This window comes from Dactylosporangium sp. CA-152071 (assembly GCF_050936335.1).
GTDB classification, from domain to species: domain Bacteria; phylum Actinomycetota; class Actinomycetes; order Mycobacteriales; family Micromonosporaceae; genus Dactylosporangium; species Dactylosporangium maewongense.
In genome coordinates, this window is the sequence record NZ_JBNJMZ010000002.1 from 2,182,343 (window position 1) to 2,196,371 (window position 14,029).

The 14,029-nt window shown below is 74.4% G+C and carries 14 protein-coding genes; 5 read left to right on the top strand and 9 right to left on the bottom strand.

Annotated elements, in window-relative coordinates:
* Positions 1-19: 19 nt before the first annotated feature.
* The gene (locus ACQEVZ_RS49760; RefSeq protein ID WP_433381998.1) at positions 20-727 is read right to left on the bottom strand and encodes an AraC family transcriptional regulator; all 708 of its coding nucleotides are present in this window, start codon (positions 725-727) and stop codon (positions 20-22) included.
* 79 nt (positions 728-806) lie between these two features.
* Between ACQEVZ_RS49760 and ACQEVZ_RS49765 the strand changes: the two genes are divergently transcribed.
* Positions 807-1,325 carry a pyridoxamine 5'-phosphate oxidase family protein gene (locus ACQEVZ_RS49765; RefSeq protein ID WP_433382001.1) on the top strand — a complete coding sequence of 173 codons (519 nt, stop codon included), beginning with the start codon at positions 807-809 and terminating at the stop codon, positions 1,323-1,325.
* Here the strand turns inward: ACQEVZ_RS49765 and ACQEVZ_RS49770 are convergent.
* On the bottom strand, positions 1,288-2,088 hold the full coding sequence (locus tag ACQEVZ_RS49770; RefSeq protein ID WP_433382004.1) for an alpha/beta fold hydrolase: 801 nt from the start codon (positions 2,086-2,088) through the stop codon (positions 1,288-1,290). The two genes, ACQEVZ_RS49765 and ACQEVZ_RS49770, sit on opposite strands and share 38 nt — an antisense overlap.
* A gap of 20 nt (positions 2,089-2,108) precedes the next feature.
* On the opposite strand from ACQEVZ_RS49770, the gene ACQEVZ_RS49775 reads away from it, so the two are divergent.
* Together ACQEVZ_RS49775 and ACQEVZ_RS49780 are read left to right on the top strand one after the other, a co-directional pair.
* Positions 2,109-3,467, top strand: coding sequence for a serine hydrolase domain-containing protein (locus ACQEVZ_RS49775; protein ID WP_433382007.1), 1,359 nt, complete (start codon positions 2,109-2,111; stop codon positions 3,465-3,467).
* A 115-nt stretch (positions 3,468-3,582) separates the two neighbouring features.
* Entirely contained in the window at positions 3,583-4,110 is a 528-nt protein-coding gene (locus ACQEVZ_RS49780) for a DUF3558 family protein (RefSeq protein WP_433382010.1), read from the top strand.
* Between the two features lie 17 nt (positions 4,111-4,127).
* Here ACQEVZ_RS49780 and ACQEVZ_RS49785 read toward each other — a convergent pair whose 3' ends face one another.
* On the bottom strand, positions 4,128-4,556 hold the full coding sequence (locus ACQEVZ_RS49785; RefSeq protein WP_433382013.1) for a YybH family protein: 429 nt from the start codon (positions 4,554-4,556) through the stop codon (positions 4,128-4,130).
* A gap of 87 nt (positions 4,557-4,643) precedes the next feature.
* Here ACQEVZ_RS49785 and ACQEVZ_RS49790 point away from each other — a divergent pair, with 87 nt between their 5' ends.
* The gene (locus ACQEVZ_RS49790; protein WP_433382016.1) at positions 4,644-5,015 is read left to right on the top strand and encodes a YciI family protein; all 372 of its coding nucleotides are present in this window, start codon (positions 4,644-4,646) and stop codon (positions 5,013-5,015) included.
* The gene (locus ACQEVZ_RS49795; protein ID WP_433382019.1) at positions 5,003-6,214 is read left to right on the top strand and encodes an RNA polymerase sigma factor; all 1,212 of its coding nucleotides are present in this window, start codon (positions 5,003-5,005) and stop codon (positions 6,212-6,214) included. The genes ACQEVZ_RS49790 and ACQEVZ_RS49795 overlap by 13 nt, the downstream gene beginning before the upstream one ends.
* Positions 6,215-6,220: 6 nt before the next feature.
* Here the strand turns inward: ACQEVZ_RS49795 and ACQEVZ_RS49800 are convergent, their stop codons facing one another.
* The 6 genes from ACQEVZ_RS49800 to ACQEVZ_RS49825 all read right to left on the bottom strand — a co-directional run bounded on the left by ACQEVZ_RS49800 (position 6,221) and on the right by ACQEVZ_RS49825 (position 14,027).
* Positions 6,221-7,003, bottom strand: a complete 783-nt coding sequence (locus tag ACQEVZ_RS49800; protein ID WP_433382022.1) for an aminoglycoside phosphotransferase family protein — start codon at positions 7,001-7,003, stop codon at positions 6,221-6,223.
* Positions 7,004-7,047: 44 nt separating this feature from the next.
* On the bottom strand, positions 7,048-7,812 hold the full coding sequence (locus ACQEVZ_RS49805) for an FHA domain-containing protein (RefSeq protein WP_433382025.1): 765 nt from the start codon (positions 7,810-7,812) through the stop codon (positions 7,048-7,050).
* A gap of 11 nt (positions 7,813-7,823) precedes the next feature.
* A complete protein-coding gene (locus tag ACQEVZ_RS49810) occupies positions 7,824-9,107 on the bottom strand; it encodes a VWA domain-containing protein (protein WP_433382028.1) in 1,284 nt (427 codons plus the stop codon).
* The gene (locus ACQEVZ_RS49815) at positions 9,104-9,892 is read right to left on the bottom strand and encodes a PP2C family protein-serine/threonine phosphatase (RefSeq protein ID WP_433382031.1); all 789 of its coding nucleotides are present in this window, start codon (positions 9,890-9,892) and stop codon (positions 9,104-9,106) included. The genes ACQEVZ_RS49810 and ACQEVZ_RS49815 overlap by 4 nt, the downstream gene beginning before the upstream one ends.
* Positions 9,893-10,695: 803 nt before the next feature.
* The gene (locus tag ACQEVZ_RS49820; RefSeq protein WP_433382034.1) at positions 10,696-12,906 is read right to left on the bottom strand and encodes a tetratricopeptide repeat protein; all 2,211 of its coding nucleotides are present in this window, start codon (positions 12,904-12,906) and stop codon (positions 10,696-10,698) included.
* Positions 12,903-14,027 (bottom strand): hypothetical protein, encoded by a 1,125-nt coding sequence (locus tag ACQEVZ_RS49825; RefSeq protein WP_433382037.1) that lies wholly within the window; start codon positions 14,025-14,027, stop codon positions 12,903-12,905. The genes ACQEVZ_RS49820 and ACQEVZ_RS49825 overlap by 4 nt, the downstream gene beginning before the upstream one ends.
* Positions 14,028-14,029: the final 2 nt, after the last annotated feature.

Genomic DNA, 14,029 nt, shown 5'->3' on the forward strand with positions numbered 1-14,029 from the left:
GCCGATCCTGGCCGCTTCGTCACCGGCTGTCTGGAACGAAAGTGCGGTAGCGCCCCGGCGTCGTGCCGAACACGGCGCGGAACTGCCGGCCCAGGTGGCTCTGGTCGGCGAACCCGGACCGGGCCGCCGCCTCGGCCGGCGCCATCCCCGCCCGGAGCAGCCGCCGCGCGACGTTCAGCCGGGCTACCACGCGGAACGCGTGCGGCGTCATCCCGGTCTCGCGGGCGAACCGGCGGATCACGGCCTCCCGGGACAGCGTGAACCGCGCGGCGAGCGTCCGCAGGTCGGCGTCCGTGCCCATGACGGCCGCCGCGAGCGCGGTCGGCCGGGCTCTGCGGCTCGGGACCGGCGCCACCGCCGACACCACTGCCAGCACCGCGCGCAGCGCCGCCGCCATCCCCGGTGGCGGCAGCCGCTCGACGCCGGGCGGCACCGGCACGACCACCGGCGCGGCGCCCTCGAACACGCCGGCCGGCAGGTACACGTTGACGCTGTCGTCCCCCGCGGCCATCGGGGCTGCGGCGTGCGCCAGGTACGCCGGGATGACGATCGCGTGCCCGGCCTCCGCCTCGACGGGGCCGGCGGGACCGCCGAACGCCCGCCGCCCCGACGTGACCACCGTGACCTGCACGGCGTCGTGGAAGTGCGCCCCGATCAGCAGCGGCCCGGCCCCGATCGTGCGCGCGACCTCGACGTCCCCGACGCTGCTGTACCGCCACTGCCGCACCGCGCCACCCTACTTGTCGAAACGGCCGGACCGGCTCCGTCCCAGGGGGACGCACGACACCGACGAAGGAGCCACCACCATGCACCCCGCCGAGATCACCGAGATCCTGAACCGGCCGATCAGCCAGGAGCTGCTGGCCCGCGACCTGTGCCGCCTCGCCTACGTCGCCAAGGACGGCACGCCGCGCAGCATCCCGATCGCGTTCACCTGGAACGGCTCGGAGATCGTCATGTGCACCTCGACGAACGCCCCGAAGCTCCACGCGCTGCGCGCCAACCCGATGGTCGCCCTGACCGTCGACACCGAGGTCCACCCGCCGAGGATCCTGCTCGTGCGCGGGCGGACGGAGCTGGACGTCGTCGACGGCATCCCGGACGAGTACCTGCAGATGAACGGCAGCTACGCGATGACGCCCGAGCAGCGCGTCGAGTGGGAGGCCGAGGTCCGCTCCCTCTACGACGGCATGGTCCGCATCGTCGTCACCCCGACCTGGGCGAAGCTCATCGACTTCGAAACCACCCTGCCGTCCGCCGTCGAGGAGCTGGTCCGCCGGCGCGAGGCTACGCGAGCCGCCGCAGAAACGAGCGCAGCGCGGTGAGCCAGGCGCCGGGCTGGTCGAGGTGGACGTCGTGGCCGGCGTCCGGGACGACGACGTGGTCGACGCCGGGGCGCAGGGCCAGCATCCGCTCCACCTCGCCCTCGGGGCCGGTGCCGGCCGCGCCGCGGACCAGCAGGGTCGGGGCGGTGACGGCGGCCCAGTCGTCCCAGCGGGCCTCGCCGGCGACGCCCCTGATCGCGGCGGTCATCACCGCGCCGTCGAAGCGGGGCCAGAAGGCGCCGTCGCGTTCTTCGAGGTCAGCGGCCCAGGCGGCGGCGAGGGAGCGGCCGCCGAGGAACTCGACCGCGGCCTGCCTGGTCGGGAACGGCACCGGCCACGACGCGAACCACGCCTCCAGGCGGCTCGGATAGTCGCCGTCGTCGCCGCCGACGCCGCCCTCCAGCATCAGCAGGCCGCGGACCCGGTCGGGGTGCCACGCCGCGACGAGCATCGCGGTGTGCGCGCCCATCGACTGGCCGACCAGCACGGCCGGGCCCTGAGCGAAGGCGTCGAGGACCGCGAGGACGTCGTCGACGTAGGCACGGCGGGACACGTCGGCGGGGTGGCGGGTCGCGTGCCCGTGGCCGCGCTGGTCCGGGACGATCACCGTGTACGAGTCGAGGAGCCCGAGCGCGGTCGGCTCCAGCTCGGCGGCGCTGCCGGCCAGGCCGTGCAGCAGGACCACCGGTGGACCGTCGCCGCCGGCGAGGGCGGACAGGGTCACGTCGGCGCGGGGCACGGTCACGCGTCGTAGAGCGGACATCGTGATCATCGTAGGCTCTCATGGTGACTGCATCCATCGAAGGGTTCCTCGGCGCGGCGGAGCGGCTCGGCGTGCACAGCTTCGTGCTGCTGCGCGGCGGCCGGACGGTCGCGGAGGGCGCGTGGCACCCGTACGAGATCGACCAGCCGCAGACCCTCTACTCGCTGAGCAAGAGCTTCACGTCGGCGGCCGTCGGCCTGGCCGTCGACGACGGGCTGCTGTCCGTCGACGACCTGGTCGAGGACCACCTCCCGGGCGGGGACCTGCGCGGCATGCGGGTGCGGCACCTGCTCACGATGACCACCGGGCACGACAGCGAGTCGGGTGACTCGATGGCCGCGGACCCCGACGACGACTGGGTCCGCGGGTTCCTGCGCCACCCGGTCGTGCACGAGCCCGGCACCCGGTTCGTCTACAACAGCGGCGCCACGTATGCGCTGTCGGCCATCCTGCAGCGGCGCACCGGCGAGACCGTGCTGGACTACCTGCGCCCGCGGCTCTTCGAGCCGCTCGGCTTCGGGCCCGCCACCTGGGAGACCTGCCCGCGCGGGATCGTCACCGGCGGCTGGGGGCTGACGCTGCGCACCCGCGACCTGGCGGCGTTCGGGCAGCTGTGCCTGCAGCGCGGCCGCTGGCAGGATCGCCAGCTCGTGCCGGCCGAGTGGATCGACGCGGCCACCGCCGAGCAGGTCCCCAACGTGGACCCGACCGGCTCGCAGGAGTCCCTCGACTGGCAGCAGGGTTACGGCTTCCAGTTCTGGCGGTGCCGGCACGACGCGTACCGGGGCGACGGCGCGTTCGGGCAGTTCATCGTGGTCTCGCCGCGGCTGGACACGGTCGTCGCGGTCACCTCCGGCACCACCGACATGCAGGCCGTGCTCGACGCCGTCTTCGCGCACCTGATGGAGGCGCCCGCCGCGGACCTGCCGCCCCTGGCGCTGCCCGCGCTCACCGGCACCGCCGAGCCGCGCGCGGACATTCCGGGCCGCTTCCACACCGCCGACCCACCCGCACCGCCCCGCCGTCACCATCGTCCGGAGATCGACCAGCCTTCCCGGATTGTCGGTTTCGCCGTTGTACGAGCGGCGAACGGCTGGCTCGCGGAGCTGCACGACGAGCACGGCGTCCACCGGTTCGCGTGCGAGCCCGGCCGCTGGACCTCGTCGACCATGACCACCTCGGACGGCGTGGTCAACCCGATCGCCACCACGGGTGCCTGGCTCGGGCCCACCACGTTCGAGCTGCGGGTCTGCCACACCGGGGATCCGGCGACCCGCTCGTACACCGTGGAATTCGACGACACGGGCGCCACCATCGCCCCAGTGGACTCGGTCGGCTTCGAGTTCACCGAGCACCCGGTGGTGCGCGCCAGGTCGTGAAGGTCCCGGAAAAGTGCCAGGTGGCTCCGATGCGGGGGCGGCGCGATCGTTGATCCGTCAGGGTCAAGTGCAACCGAAAGCGCCGCCCCTTCGCGTCGTCCCCTGAGGAGCCGTCATGCGCCGCCTTGCCGTCACCGCCGCCACCGCCCTGCTGACCGCCGCGACCCTGACGGGGTGCGGCGTCCTCGACAAGGCCACCGACACCCCGACCCCCACCGGCGGCGCGGCCGCCGCCGCGTCGAGCGCCCCCACCCCCACCAAGTCGGCCGCCGCCGTCAACCTGCCCGACATCTGCACCCTGCTGACGAAGGCCGACGTCAACCGGCTCACCGGCCAGCGGGTCACGCTCATGACCAACGAGGGCGGCGCCACCTCCGGCGCCCGCTACTGCCAGTGGCAGCTCAGCTCCGGCCAGCTCGACGTGACCGTCAACATCGAGACCCGCGACCAGTTCGACGTGCAGAACAAGGACGCCAAGCAGGTCGACGGCATCGGCGAGGCCGCCTACTCCCTCGCCGGCCACCTGTACGTCTACGCCGACGGCAAGGTCGTCGACGTCTACGCCACCTCCGCCTCGACCGACGCCGCCAACCTCAAGGTCGAGCAGCGCACCGCCGAGGCCGTCCTGCCGAAGCTGGCCTGATCCCCGGCCCCCACCGGTCAGTCGGTGGGGGTCAGGCCGGTCGAGGCGCGGAACGAGCCGTCCATCTCGAACGGCACCGACTCGTGCTCGTGCGTCACCAGCCAGCGCCCGTCGATGCGGCGCAGCCCCAGCGTCACCCGGAACCACAGGCTGAAACTCTCGGTCGAGCCGCGTGGCACGGCGGTCAGGCAGTCGAGGCTGGTCGCGAACGCCACGTCGCCGTCCGTGGTGATCTCCAGCCGGGTGACCTCGCGGCGCGGCGGCGCCTCGAAGGTGGCCATCCAGGCCTCCACCACGGCCGGGTCGCGGCCGTCGCCGGGCTGGCGCAGGGGCGGGGCCAGGCTGAACTCGACGTAGCCGGGCGCGTAGTGCGACAGGATGGCCTTGGCGTCACCTGTCCGCAGCAGCGCGGCCTTGCCCTCGATGACTTCCCGGATCTCGTCCATGACGGGTCCTACCTTTCTCTCTTTCCCGGGATGTCGAAGCCGGGCCGGCCGGTTTCGACATCCCGGTGAGAGCGAAGGGGAGAAACCATGAAGTACATGATCCTGATCCAGTCGAACCCGCAGTCCCTCGCGGTCTGGGAGACGCTGACCGACCAGCAGCGGACCGACCTCGGCCTCGGTCACCTGCGGCTGACCGAGGAGATGCGCGAGGCCGGCGTGCTGGTGGTCAGCGAAGGGCTGGGCGACCCGGCCCTCGCCACCCAGGTCTCGGTGCGCGACGGCAGGACGATCACCTCCGACGGCCCGTACGCCGAGGTCAAGGAGCACCTGGCCGGCTTCTACCTGATCGACGTCGCGGACCTCGACGAGGCGGTCGCGTGGGCCGCGAAGGCGCCGGACGCCGCGTACACCCGCGTCGAGGTGCGCCCGGTCCTCGACATGAGCGAATGGGAGCTGTGACCGGGCTGCCGGACCTGTTACGCGAATGCGCGCCGCAGGTCCTGGCCGCCGTGGTGCGCCGCTACGGCGACTTCGAGGCCTGCGAGGACGCGGTGCAGGAGGCGCTGATCGCGGCCGCCGGGCAGTGGCCGGAGACCGGCGTGCCGGAGCATCCGCGAAACTGGCTGATCACCGTGGCGAGCCGCCGGCGGGTGGAGCTGCTGCGCAACGAGACGGCCCGCCGGCGCCGCGAGGATGCGGTCCAGCACGAGCCCGAGCCGCAGGTCCGCGGCGACGACGAGCTGGCGTTGCTGCTGCTCTGCTGCCATCCCGCGCTCAGCGTGCCGGCGCAGGTCACGCTCACCCTGCGGGCGGTCGGCGGGCTCAGCACCGCGGAGATCGCCCGGGCGCTGCTGCTGCCGGAGGCCACCGTCGGCCAGCGGATCAGCCGGGCCAAGCAGCGGATCCGCGACACCGGCACCCGGTTCGAGCTGCCCGAGCCGGGCGAGCTCGGCGAGCGCCTCACCGCGGTCCGTCACGTGCTCTACCTGATCTTCAACGAGGGCTACACCGCCAGCTCCGGTGACGCCCTGAACCGGGTCGAGCTGACCCGGGAGGCGGTCCGGCTGACCCGGCAGCTGCACCGGCGCCTGCCGGACGACGGCGAGGTGGCCGGGCTGCTCGCGTTGATGCTGCTCACCGACGCGCGCCGGCCTGCGCGGACCGGACCGGACGGCACCCTGGTCCCGCTCGCCGAGCAGGACCGGCGCCGCTGGGACGCGGCCGCGATCGCCGAGGGCGTCGCGATCATCACCCGCACGCTGGCGAGGGCCCCGATCGGCCCGTTTCAGCTGCAGGCCGCGATCGCGGCGGTGCACGACGAGGCGGCGCGGGCCGAGGAGACCGACTGGCCGCAGATCGTCGCCCTGTACGGGCTGCTGCACGTCCTCGCCCCGAGCCCGATGGTCACGCTGAACCGGATCGTGGCGCTCGCCATGGTCGACGGCCCGGCGGCCGGGCTCGCCGCGCTGGACCGGGTCGCCGGGGATCCGGTGCTGGCCCGGCACCACCGGACGGTGGCGGTGCGGGCCCACCTGCTGGACCTGGCCGGCGACCGGGCCGGGGCGCGGGAGCAGTACCGGCTGGCGGCGCGGCGCACGCTCAGCCGCCCCGAGCAGCGCTACCTGGAGTCGCGGGCCGCCCGGCTCCCCTTCGGCTGACGGCCGTCAGCGGCCCGGGCGCTGCCAGAAGTCGTCGGGCAGGGCGGCGGTCTCGGCGCCGGAGCGTTCCAGGTCGGCGGCCCAGGGAAGCATCGCCTGGAAGGGCGGGGCGCCGGTGGCGGCGAGCTCGCGGATCACCGCGACGTTGCGGGCGACGCGGTTGAGGATCGCGCTGCGGATCGGGGAACGGTCGGCGGGGTACCCGTACGCGTCGAGAAGCAGGTGGAAGCGGTGGCGGCGGTCGGGTGGCGTGGGGAAGCCGACCTCTTCGGTGAGGTCCGCCGGGAACAGGGGGACCCAGGTCAAAGCGGAGAAGGCGAGGTCGTCCTCGGCCTGGCAAGGGCTGGCGGTGTCCCAGTCGACGAACCCCGCCAGGGTGTCGCCGGACCAGACGACATTCCACGGCGACGCGTCCAGGTGGCCGATCAGGAGGTCCGGCTGCCAGGGGCGGCCGGTGAACCAGACGGCGTCGGCGGGCGGGCGGAACGCCGCCGTCACCGCGTGCAGCTGCCGGAGCCACCCGCCCACCTGGCGGAGGGCTTCGTCGGAGCGCAGCCAGGCCGGCCACGGGCGGGGGTCGCCCAGGGTCTCGCCGGGCAGGAACGTCAGGCGTTCGCGGCCCTGGTCGTCGAGGCCGAGGGTGCGTGGCGCACCGGCGAAGCCCGCGTCCTCCAGATGCCGCAGCACCGTCTGTACGGTCGCCGTCCATGGCTGGGCGGGGCGGCGGACCTCGTCGCCGACGCGGACGGCGCCGAAGCTGCGCCCGCCGGGGAGCCGGTGTTCGGTCATCCGCCCGTTCTACCGCGCCCGGGACGGCCGCGGCGACCGAATAATCACGGCAGCGGGGTCGCGTGCAGGGTGATCCTGGTGAACGAGCCGACGTGGATGTGGTCGCCGTCGGCGAGCGGGACCGGCTGCTCAGGCTGGATCGGGTCGTCGGCGCCGTTGACGAACGTGCAGTTGGCCGAGCGCAGGTCGACCACCGCCCAGGTGCCGCCGGGCTGGGAGACGAGCAGGGCGTGCAGGTGGGAGACGGCGACGTCCTCGGGCGGGCCGGCGAGGTCGATGTCGGGGTAGCTGCCGCGGGAGCGGCTGCGGCGGCCGATGAGGACCTGGTCGCCGGTGAGGGGGAAGCGGCGGTCGGGGCAGAAGCGGGGGTAGGCGATGGTGGGGTCGGCGCCGTTCCACGCCTGGACGCGGTCGAAGTGGGCGCGGTCGGCGGAGACCACCACGTGCCAGCCCGCCGGCTCCGGCGCCTCCGCCTCCGGGACCCCCGCCGGCGCCGCCTCCTCCCGCGGGGCCGTCTCCTCCCGCGGGGCCGTCTCCTCCCGCGGGGCCGTCTCCTCCCGCGGGGCCGTCTCCTCCCGCGGGGCCGCGTCCTCCCGCGGCGGGGCGGTGGACGGGACCGCCAGGGTGTCGTAGCCGTCGACCTCGCAGAAGCGGCCGGTCAGCGGCGTGCCGCACTCGGGGCACGCCGCCGGCCGCCGCGGCGAATCCACCGCGGGCGACGGGGGCGACGCGGGCGGGTTCATGGCGGCGCCGCACTCGTCGCAGTAGTCGGTCGTCTCCGACTCGTGTCCCTTCGGGCAGACGGCCACGGTGGTCTCCTTCAGTTCGGGCGGACGCGGGTCGTCTTGCGGGACCCGAGCGACGCGATCTCCGCGTCGATGTCGACGTCCTTGTTCTCGGACCGGCGCTTCAGCTGCACGGTGCCCGTCACGGCGTCCTGGACCTCGACGACCCGGGCGAGCAGCTGCACGGTGTCGGAGCGGCCGGACTCGGTGGCCAGCTGGACGGCGCGGCCGAGGCGCGCGGTCGCGGTGACGGTGTCGCCGGCCTCGCGGGCCGCCAGACCCTCCTGGATCGCGGCGGCCAGCTCGGCGGCGCCGGAGTAGTGCGCGACGCGGCGGTTGAGGCGGGTCGACTTCTCGTCCTCGTCGGTCCAGACCGCGCGGACGAGGCCCTTGGCGAGGACCTCTTCCCCGCGCACCACGCTGACCCGGGCGGCGAGCTTCTCCTCGCCGAGCACACCGATCGTGCCGGGGTCCAGCTCGACGGAGAGGTGGTAGTCGCGGCTCTCCGCGCCCCACGCGCCGATCGGGTAGTCGCCGACGCGGGCGCTGACGTCGGTACGCCGGCCGGTGAGGTCGAGGATCTCCGGGTGGACCTGTTTGACGAAGCGGACCGTGGCGCCGGCGGGGGTCCACAGGCGCAGCGTCACACCGGCGACGGTCTTGCCCATCGCCGCCTCGATCATCGCGCGGAAGTCGGCCTCGAGGCCCGCCGGGTCCTTCATGCCGTCGGCGGTGCCGAGCAGCGCGTCGGCGACCTTGATGAGCTCGGCGGCGCTCCAGTTCTGCCCGACGCCGCGGCTGTCGCAGACGAACAGGCCCTTGCACTGCTCCAGGGCCGCGTCGAACGTGCGGGCCGACTCGCCGTTGCGGCCGTCGGTGAGCAGGATCGCGTGGCGGATCTCGGCGCGGTCGGCGAGGAACAGCTCGCGGGCCAGGGTGAGCCAGGTGCCGATCTGGGTGCCGCCGCCGGCCTTCAGGTGCTTGATCGCGCTCTTCGCCGCGGCGCGGGTGGCGGGCCCGGCGACGGCGAGGGTCTGCTGGTCCGGGTACACCATCTGCGCCCAGTCGGTGCCCGCGACGACCGCGAACGCCACCCCGTCGCGCAGCGTGTCGACGGCGACCGCGGCGGCCTTGCGCGCCTGCACGAGCCGCTCCCCGCTCATCGACCCGGAGCAGTCAATCATGATCACCTCGGCGGCGGGGGCACCGGATGCCACCCCCAGACCGCCGCCGACCGTGACGGTGACGACCGCGTCGGCGACCGTGGCACCCACCGGCAGGTACTCGTTCTGGAAGACTTCCGCGACGACGTCGGTCATGGCTGGGCCTCTCCTCGGTCTGCTGAGTGGATCGGGACGGCGGCGACGGTGATGTTGTCCGCGCCGCCGGCGTCGCGCGCGAAGGTGGTCAGGGTGCGCGCCAGCTCCCTGGCGCCGATCGTGCCGTCGATGTCGTCGCTCCAGGTGGTGTACCGCGTGAGCCCGTCACTGGCGAGCAGCAGCACGCCTCCCGCCTCCGGCCGCAGGGTGACCAGGTGCGGATCCCCGGCGGGCGCGTCGGCACCCAGCCACCGGGTGAGCGCCGCCGCCTGCGCCGACAGCCGCAGCGCCGCGGCGTCCACACCCGCGGCGGCGAGCTGCCCGGCGAGGGAGTCGTCGACCGTGAGGCAGCGGGCCCCGCCGTCCGCGTCGAGCCAGTACGCGCGGCTGTCCCCGACCCACCCGACGGTCACCTGCCCGTCCTCGACGACGGCCGCGAGGAACGTGCAGGCCGGCGCGTCGACGGACGCCGCCGCGAGCCGTGCGACGGCGTCGGACGCCGCCCGGTACGCCCCGGCGATGTCCCCACCACCGACGAGCACCCCGATCGCCTCGACGACGGCGGTGGTCGCCGCGGTGTCGGAGTCGGGCGAGCTGGAGACCCCGTCACAGACCACGACAGCCCGCCGCCCGCCGGCGACCCCGATCGCGTACGCGTCCTCGTTGCGCCCCTTGCGCAACCCCCGATCCGTGACGGCCGCGACCCCGGGCAGTTCGTCCTCGGCGTGGTCGAGGCCGACCGTCCGCCGCGCCCCGCAGGCGTCGCAGTAGCCGTCTTCACCCACCGCTCCCCCGCACGCGCCACAGGGCCCGTCCCCGGCCTTCGACGACCGCCAGACACCCCCGGCCGCCGCCCCACCCATACGCCGATCAATGTGACCCGCGTCCAATTGACCAGCGTCTGCGTGGGAGGCGCCCAGGGCCGGTTCAGACCGCTGCCCAGACATACGCTGACCAATGTGACCCGCGTCCAATTGACCAACGTCTGCGTGGGAGGCGCCCAGGGCCGGTTCAGACCGCTGCCCAGACATACGCTGACCAATGTGACCCACGTCCAATTGACCAACGTCTGTGCGGGAGGCGCCCAGGGCCGGTTCAGACCGCTGCCCAGACATACGCTGATCAATGTGACCCACGTCCAATTGACCAACGTCTGCGTGGGAGGCGCCCAGGGCCGGTTCAGACCGCTGCCCAGACATACGCTGACCAATGTGACCCACGTCCAATTGACCAACGTCTGTGCGGGAGGCGCCCAGGGCCGGTTCAGACCGCTGCCCAGACATACGCTGATCAATGTGACCCACGTCCAATTGACCAACGTCTGCGTGGGAGGCGCCCAGGGCCGGTTCAGACCGCTGCCCAGACATACGCTGACCAATGTGCTGTAGATCAAATTGACCAGCGTCTGTGGGGGTGGCGGCAGAATCAGCCAGCGCATCCGATCGGCCAGCGTCCGTGGGAGTGGCGGCAGGAGCAGCCGACGCATCCGATTGGGCGGCGTCCGCGGCGGCGGTCAGCGGAGTGCCGCAGGATTCGCAGAAGCGGTCGCCAGCGGCGGTGGGCGTGGCGCACGACGGGCAGGGGGCGGTCACAGCCACGTCCGGGGGCGGACACGGTTGGCCTGGTCGACGAGGTCGATGCGGGCGTCCCGGTCGGGGGCGACCTTCGCCAGGACGCGGAAGGCGCGCTCCAAGCCCAGGCGCAGGTCCCGCTCCGACAGCCGGTGGGTCAGCACGGCGGCGGTGCCCGCGTTGCCGGCCTGGACCCAGGTGAGCGCGGCGCGCAGCGCCTCGACGGTGAGGCGGGCGCGGCGCTCGACGTCGAGGCCGAGGCGTTCGACCCGGCCCGAGACGTCGAGCAGGTCGGCCTCCGCGAGCCGGTCGGCCGGGGCGGCGAGGCGCGCCCTGACCGCGGCGACCTGTGCCGGCACGCTATGGCTGGAGCTGTCCGGGACCGCGTCGAGGATCGCGACCGCGCCCGCCAGGTCGTCGCGGTCGGCGAGGATCCGGGCGACCCCGAACGCGGCGCTGACGAAGGCGTGGTCGGTGCGCCAGACCGCCGCGTAGAGCCGCAGGGCGGTGTCGGTGTCGCCGCCGGCCTCCGCGGCGGCGGCGAGCGCCAGCTGCGGGGCGAGCTCGCCGGGCAGCGCGGCGTAGACGGCGTCGAACGCGGCCCTGGCGTCCGCGGGACGGCCGCCGGCGAGGGCGGCCATGCCGCGGTACCAGTCGACCCGCCAGTCGGCGTCGGTGATCGCGTCGGTGATCGTGTCAAGGTCGGCGGCGGCCCCGGCGAGGTCGCCGGCGGCGATCCGGGCGCGGACCACGGCGAGGGCGACCTCGACCCCGTCGGCGCCGGCGGAGGCCAGGGCCGCCTGCAGCATCCCGGGATCGGCGGTCTGCATCGTGGCGAGCAGCGCCGCCCCCGGGTCGGCGGGGTCGACGGTCGGGACGGGCAGCGCCGCGACGACCTCGGCGCCGTCGAGCCCGTCGCCGGACGCCTCAACGGCCGTGACGACGCCCGCCGCGGTGCCGAAGGCCTTGCGTTCGCCGGTGAACTGGCTCGACACCGCCGGGCGGGGCTGGCCGTCGGCGGCGCTGAGGACCTGCCGCAGGACGCCGGTGAGCTGCTCGGCCATCTCCGCGGCGGAGCCGAAACGGCGGCCCGGCACGGGGTCCGTGGCGCGCAGCAGCAGCCGGTGATACGACTCCTGCTGCGACAGCAACGGCACCGTCGCCGGGTCGGGGAGGCGGTCGACGAACGTGGTGGTGAAGCCGCGGAAGTCGAAGCTGAGCACCGCCATCGCCCGGGCCACGGTGTAGAGGTCGGAGGCGACGGACGGGCCCGCGGTGGCGACCTCCGGCGCCTGGTAGCCGACCGTGCCCCACACGGCGCTGACGTCGTCGTCGGCGCGTCGCACGGCGCCGAGGTCGACGAGCTTGACCCGCTGGTCGGTGTGCAGCGCGTTGTCGGGCTTGAAGTCGCAGTACAGCAGCTCCCGCTCGTGCAGGTAACCCAGCGCCGGCAGGATCTCGCACGCGTAGGCGATGACCTGCGGCAGCGGCAGCGGCTGGCGGACCCCGCCGGTCACCGGGCGGGCGAGGAAGATGTCGCGCAGCGAGAGGCCGCCGACGTACTCCATGACGATGTAGCCGACGCGGTCGCCGCTGCGCGGGTCGGGGTGCGACACGAAGTCGTAGATCTTCACGATCGACGGATGGTCGACCTCGACCAGGAAGCGGCGTTCGGTGATCGCGGCCGCGGTGGCGTCAGGGTCGCCGGAGTCGATGAGGCCCTTCAGCACGACCCAGCGGTCGCTGACCTCGTCGCCGACGTTGCGGTCGCGGGCGAGGTAGATCCAGCCGAGGCCGCCGTACGCGATGGCGCCGAGCACCTCGTAGCGGCCCGCGACGACCGCGCCAGGCGGGAGCGACGGCCGGAAGCTGTACTGGGTGCGGCAGTTCGTGCAGAAGCCTTCGACGAGGCCGGGCCGGTCGCCGCGGGCGCGGCCGACGGGCTGCTCGCAGTTGCCGCAGAACCGGCGGTGCTCCGGCACCTGCGGGTCGGGCAGCACCGCGGCGGCGGGGTCGCGGCGCGGCACGACGGGCAGCGCGGCCAGCACGGGCGCGCCCCGCCCGCGGCCGGTCGTGCGGCCCGACGACGAGCTCGGCGCGGAAGGCGTCGAGGCCTCTGTGACGGGAGCTGTGACGGGAGCCGTGACACCGGCCTGCTTGTGGCCGCACTCGTCGCAGTAGCCGTCCTCGTCGTACGAGCCCGGGCAGCCGGCACGCGTACACCTCATGTCGTGGTCCCTTCGGTGGACAGCGCTTGCTGGTAGGCGAACACGGCCCTGGTCGCCGCCCGCAGGTCGCAGGGCGCGGTCCACAGCAGGTCGCGGGCGGCCTGATACCGCGACATCAGCGCGGGGTCCTCGACGCGGTCGAGGCGGACCGCCTTCGCCCGGTACGCCTCGAGCCGGCCGCGGAGCTCGAGGCGCCGGTCGAGCAGGCCGGTCGCCGCGGTGGCCCGGTCCTCGGCGGCGGTGACGGCGGCGGTCAGGTCGCGGTCGAGGGCGGTGAGCCGCCGGTCGAGGGCCGGCCAGCCGTCCAGGTCGAGCGCGTCGGTGGCGCGGACGGCGGCGGCGACCTCGCCGGCGAACCGGTCGTGGACGTCCGGCGGGTCCGGCAGGCCGGGGTCGGCGATCTTCTCGGCCGCGGCCGCGTACGCCCGGCGCGCCCGCTGCTCGGCGGCGGTGAGCGCGTCCAGGAGCGTGTCGAGGCGGGTCAGGCGGGCCGGCAGCGCGGTGCGCAGCGCGGCGAGGTCGGCGAGCCGCCGGACCACGGCGGTGAGGTCGTCGCGCAGCGCCGTCCAGGCCGGCTCGTCGATCGTGAGCGGGTCGCCGAGCGCGGCGCCGTACACCTGCCGCAGCCGCTGCTGGAGCGGTCCGGTGGTCGGGGTGTGGTCGGCGCCGACCCGATGGTGCGCGGCGACGGCCGCCTCGAGGGCCGTGTCGAGCTCGATGATCCGGCCGGTGAGCGCCGTGCGGGCCGCCTCGATGCGGTCGAGCACCGCGACCGTCCCGGCACACCGCTGTTCGAGGTCGGCGAGGAGGGCGGCCGGCGGCAGTGAGGGCAGGCCGTCGAGCGGGTCGGTGGCGACGGGTGTGGTGAGGATGCGGGCGGTGGCGACGTCGCGGGAGCGCCCCTTGAGCGCCCGCAGCTGCTCCAGGACGTCGCGGACGGCGACGAACCCGGACCACAGCCGGGCGACGTCGGCGCCGGGCCACGCGGCGGCGGTGGCGCCGTGCAACGGCACGTCGCGCAGCACCTGCGCCGGGTGGGTGTCCACGGTGTACAGCGCGGCCGCGAGCCGGTCGTGCGCGGCAGTCAGGTCGGCGACGGCGCGGTCGGTGGCGGTGACCATGG

What these genes read in the sequence shown, in the direction of transcription:
- ACQEVZ_RS49765 (WP_433382001.1), top strand. Translation starts at nt 807, where the DNA reads ATGCACCCCGCCGAGATCACCGAGATCCTGAACCGGCCGATCAGCCAG.
- ACQEVZ_RS49770 (WP_433382004.1), bottom strand. Translation starts at nt 2,088, where the DNA reads ATGTCCGCTCTACGACGCGTGACCGTGCCCCGCGCCGACGTGACCCTG.
- ACQEVZ_RS49775 (WP_433382007.1), top strand. Translation starts at nt 2,109, where the DNA reads ATGGTGACTGCATCCATCGAAGGGTTCCTCGGCGCGGCGGAGCGGCTC.
- ACQEVZ_RS49780 (WP_433382010.1), top strand. Translation starts at nt 3,583, where the DNA reads ATGCGCCGCCTTGCCGTCACCGCCGCCACCGCCCTGCTGACCGCCGCG.
- ACQEVZ_RS49785 (WP_433382013.1), bottom strand. Translation starts at nt 4,556, where the DNA reads ATGGACGAGATCCGGGAAGTCATCGAGGGCAAGGCCGCGCTGCTGCGG.
- ACQEVZ_RS49790 (WP_433382016.1), top strand. Translation starts at nt 4,644, where the DNA reads ATGAAGTACATGATCCTGATCCAGTCGAACCCGCAGTCCCTCGCGGTC.
- ACQEVZ_RS49795 (WP_433382019.1), top strand. Translation starts at nt 5,003, where the DNA reads ATGGGAGCTGTGACCGGGCTGCCGGACCTGTTACGCGAATGCGCGCCG.
- ACQEVZ_RS49800 (WP_433382022.1), bottom strand. Translation starts at nt 7,003, where the DNA reads ATGACCGAACACCGGCTCCCCGGCGGGCGCAGCTTCGGCGCCGTCCGC.
- ACQEVZ_RS49810 (WP_433382028.1), bottom strand. Translation starts at nt 9,107, where the DNA reads ATGACCGACGTCGTCGCGGAAGTCTTCCAGAACGAGTACCTGCCGGTG.
- ACQEVZ_RS49820 (WP_433382034.1), bottom strand. Translation starts at nt 12,906, where the DNA reads ATGAGGTGTACGCGTGCCGGCTGCCCGGGCTCGTACGACGAGGACGGC.
- ACQEVZ_RS49825 (WP_433382037.1), bottom strand. Translation starts at nt 14,027, where the DNA reads ATGGTCACCGCCACCGACCGCGCCGTCGCCGACCTGACTGCCGCGCAC.